7 protein-coding genes are annotated in these 3,497 nt (G+C 72.3%); all 7 read right to left on the reverse strand.

What is annotated here, in order from left to right:
- The coding region (locus ROTAS13_RS21265; RefSeq protein WP_305793729.1) for an Ada metal-binding domain-containing protein at positions 1 to 302 on the reverse strand (302 nt) is incomplete at its 3' end.
- Positions 303 to 542: 240 nt separating this feature from the next.
- Complete coding sequence (locus tag ROTAS13_RS21270) at positions 543 to 1,496, reverse strand: phage tail tube protein (protein ID WP_075823331.1); 954 nt, start codon at positions 1,494 to 1,496, stop codon at positions 543 to 545.
- Between the two features lie 21 nt (positions 1,497 to 1,517).
- Entirely contained in the window at positions 1,518 to 1,964 is a 447-nt protein-coding gene (locus ROTAS13_RS21275) for a hypothetical protein (protein ID WP_075823332.1), read from the reverse strand.
- Positions 1,961 to 2,686, reverse strand: a complete 726-nt coding sequence (locus ROTAS13_RS21280; RefSeq protein ID WP_075823333.1) for a DUF6441 family protein — start codon at positions 2,684 to 2,686, stop codon at positions 1,961 to 1,963. Before ROTAS13_RS21280 ends, ROTAS13_RS21275 begins: the two co-directional genes overlap by 4 nt.
- A 3-nt stretch (positions 2,687 to 2,689) precedes the next feature.
- Complete coding sequence (locus ROTAS13_RS21285; protein WP_075823334.1) at positions 2,690 to 2,989, reverse strand: hypothetical protein; 300 nt, start codon at positions 2,987 to 2,989, stop codon at positions 2,690 to 2,692.
- A 10-nt stretch (positions 2,990 to 2,999) separates the two neighbouring features.
- On the reverse strand, positions 3,000 to 3,308 hold the full coding sequence (locus tag ROTAS13_RS21290; RefSeq protein ID WP_075823335.1) for a hypothetical protein: 309 nt from the start codon (positions 3,306 to 3,308) through the stop codon (positions 3,000 to 3,002).
- On the reverse strand, positions 3,305 to 3,497 hold a 193-nt coding region (locus tag ROTAS13_RS27435; protein WP_171979189.1), incomplete at its 5' end, for a hypothetical protein. The genes ROTAS13_RS27435 and ROTAS13_RS21290, both read right to left, overlap by 4 nt.

Genomic DNA, 3,497 nt, shown 5'->3' on the forward strand with positions numbered 1-3,497 from the left:
GCGACAACGGCCGCCTCGCGCTCGGCGCGCGGCGGCAGGTCCGGGCGGCAGCGGCGGCAGGGGCGGAAGCCGGCCGCCTCGGCCTCGGCGCGCGTCGCGTGGAAGCGGACGTTCTCCGGCCGCGCCGGGCGGGCGGCGCAGGAGGGGTGGCAGTACACGCCCGTCGTGCGGACCGAGTAGAGGAAGTGGCCGTCGGCCGCCGGGTCGCGGGCGCGGAGCGCCGCCCAGCGCTCGGCCTCGGTGGCGAATGGGGCGAGAGGTTCGGCGGCTCGGGGTGATGCCGATGAGACGGCGGCTGGCATGTGGGGCTCCCGGTGATGCAGTAGAAGCAAAGTGGCTCGGATGCACGGTTGGCGCACTCCGATCGTTGCTCCGAAATCCTTAGACCTGTCCGTTGATCGTTCGCCACGTACCAAGACAAGTGACCGAGGGGCTGTTCACGCTCCGGGCATACCGGTAGGCCGGCAACACATGTTCCCACTGCTGCGCCATGCTGGACGGACTGTCTGTTGTCAGCGCCAAAGCAGCCTGTCACGGAATGCTCATGCGTACTCGCTCGCTGCCTGCTGGTTACGCAGCACCGCCGTCATCATGCGCGTCGCCGTCGCGTTGAACGCGGCCCTGAAGTCGAAGCTTGCCTCCACCCCGGCCGGCCCTTCGATCGGCGTCTTGGCGAGCGCCAGATAGACCTCGTGCAGCGTGATGGTCAGGCTGCGGTTCGCATCGATCGTGAAGGCCAGCGCAAATTCCGCCGAGGTGCCGGCCTGTGCCTGGGCCAGCAGCGTCGTGTTCTCGAAGCGCACGGTGATCTGGCCGGTGCAGCGCGCGATGCCGGGATCCACGCCCTCGACGCGGCGGTCGGCACGGATGGTCCGCACCGCCTCCATCCCGTTGGCGTAGGTGAGCCGCGCCCCGGTAACCTGCGCCAGCGCCGAGCCGCTGCGGGTGATCGACCCCTGCGCCTTGTTGAAGGCTGTGTAGGCGGCGCTGGTTGGCGTGCCGCCTGACGTCGCACCCGTCCGCACCGAGCCTTGGCCGAGCAACCCGAAGGAAGCGGTGGCCGCGCCGGTGGGCGTGAAGTCCATCTCCAGCGTGTCGGCCCGCACGCCGGTGCAGACGTCGAAGCTCGGGACGTCCGGATAGCCGATCTCCATCGCGTTGCTGGGCAGCAATGCCGCGCCCGAGCCGAAGGTGTGGATGAAGTTGGTCGTGCCGGTGGTGGTGGGCGCGCCGAGAAGGAGCCGCAGCCAGTGCCCGATGTTGATCAGGTCCACCGGCACCACCGCCTGGCCGGCGACCGTCACCGTGTCGAGGAAAGGCGCGGCCGGATCGCGGTTGCTGCCCACGCCGATGACGTCGGCATCGAGCAGCGGCTGCTCAGCGCCCAGGTCGCAGGACAGGAATGGCATGCGCCGCCAGTTGCTGCCAGGCGCGGTGCCGTAGACGGTCTCGGGCAGCATGAGCAGGCGGCAATTCGCGCCGATGGCACGGGGCATGGGCTTTCTCCTGGAGGGGGATCAGGCCAGCGGCGAGCCGGCGACGGTGAACCAGAGGGTGACGGGGATGGCGGCGGCACGCGCCGCGGCCGCGCCCTCGAACTCGACATCCTCGAAGGACGCGCTGCCGGGCTGCGCCCATTCGACCGCGCCGCCCAGCGTGCGGTTGGCGGCGATGGCCGCGGCGACATCGACCAGCAGCGCGTCGAGCAGGGTGTTGCGGGCGGCGGGTGTTGCGCCGGCGACGGTGATCTCGACCTCGGCGCGATGCTCGATCTGCCAGGCCAGCGGCGAGAGGATCGGCGTCTCCTCCACCGCCTCGCCGTCGCGAACGACGACCAGTCCACCGGCGGGGATGCGCTGCGGGATGGTCTCGCCGCGCAGCACCAGCGGCGCGGGGTTCCGGAGGGCCAGCGACGTCACGAGCCGGCTGTGCAGCGCCGCGATGGCTGCCTCGCGGATGCTCACGCGGACCTCCCGCTCTCGCGTTGCCAGGCCGCCACGAACCGGGCGGGAAGCCGGCGCAGCCCGCGCTCGGCCGCGCCGCGCACGTCGAGCCGCTTGGCGAGCTTCACCTGCGGCAGCAGCAGGAACATCGGCACCATCCCCTGCTCCAGCAGGCCGCGCGCCCAGGCCTCGCGGCCCTTGCGATTGGCGGTACCGACCTCGGTGACGCCGCCCGCCACGAGACGGGTCCGGCGCCGGCGCCCGGTCTGTTCGCCCTGGCGCAGCGGCAGGCACCAGACGAACCCTCGGCCCGACTTGAAGGGCCGGAGGAAGGCTTGGCCGGAGGCGACCATCTGCGCTGGCGCCACGCGCATGCCCTTCTCGCCACGTCCCCGGCGCCCACGCGCCGCGTTGAAGCCGGTCGGGATGGCGAGGAACTTCCGCCCACCCTTGGCGCGGATCAGCGCGCCACGCTCGAAGGCATCAATGACGTTCGGCACTTTGGTGAAGACCAGCCCCGCCGGCCGCAGCGACCGCCCGCTCCGCGGGAAGATCATCGACCGCCAGGCATTGGCGATACCGCGCGCGTTGCCCGAGAAGGCGTTGGTGACCTGGCGGCGCAGCTCGGCCTTCACCTGCTCCGTCTCGGCGCGGATGGCAGTCATGGCCGCGCGCTCGCCCGCCTTCACCTCATCGGCCAGCATCTTGCGCAGGTCGCCGACGATGCTGGCGCCGAGCCGCATGGATCAGCGCCCGCCGAACTTGCGGCTGAGGATGCGCAGCAGCAGGTCGTGCAGCGCGGCGTAGCCGAGCGTGCCGGCCAGCCACGCGACGGCAAACAGCCACCAGCCGTCGAGCTCCAACGCGTGGGCGATCAGCCAGGCGCCGGTGCCGAGGCTGCCGCCGGCCAACGCGTGCAGCAGATAGGCGCGGGTGAGCAGCGGTCGGTCGGTGGAGGAGAAGCGCGCCATCGCCCCGAGCGCACCCAGGGCGCCGGCGAGCAGCGCCTCACCGACGATGCCGCCGATGCGTTCGGGGTCGATCATGGCGGTGCTCCTATCGGCGGCAGAAGACGCGCCAGGCGATGCCCGCAGCGTCGCGCTCGGCGTGCTGGACGGTCAGGGTGTCGGCGCCGAGGGTGAAGGTGTCGTCCGCCTCGACCGCGGGCAGCACGGCGATGGCCACCGTCAGGACATCGCTGGCCTGGATCACGCTGGTGCCGAAGGCGTCGCCCAGCCGATCCGGCGCCGAGCGGACCACGCGGAGCAGGACCGGAGCCCCGGTCCCGCCCGTGCGATAGCTCGCCCCCGTACCGATGTTCGGATCCGCGGCCAGCGCGTCCATGGCCGCGGCGAAGGCGTTCATGCGGGCCGCCGCAGCCGCCAGGCGAGGACGCCCACCACGGCCGCGAGGATGACCGCGATGGCGACGGCGGGCGCCAGCGTGCCCAGCGCCTGGATCGCCGGAGCGGCCTGCGCCACGGCGGTGGCGATGCCCGCCGCGCCCACCAGCACGGCACCGCGGCCGGTGCCAGTGACGGCGACGACCTCCCGC

This window comes from Roseomonas sp. TAS13 (genome assembly GCF_001950415.1).
GTDB classification, from domain to species: domain Bacteria; phylum Pseudomonadota; class Alphaproteobacteria; order Acetobacterales; family Acetobacteraceae; genus Roseomonas; species Roseomonas mucosa.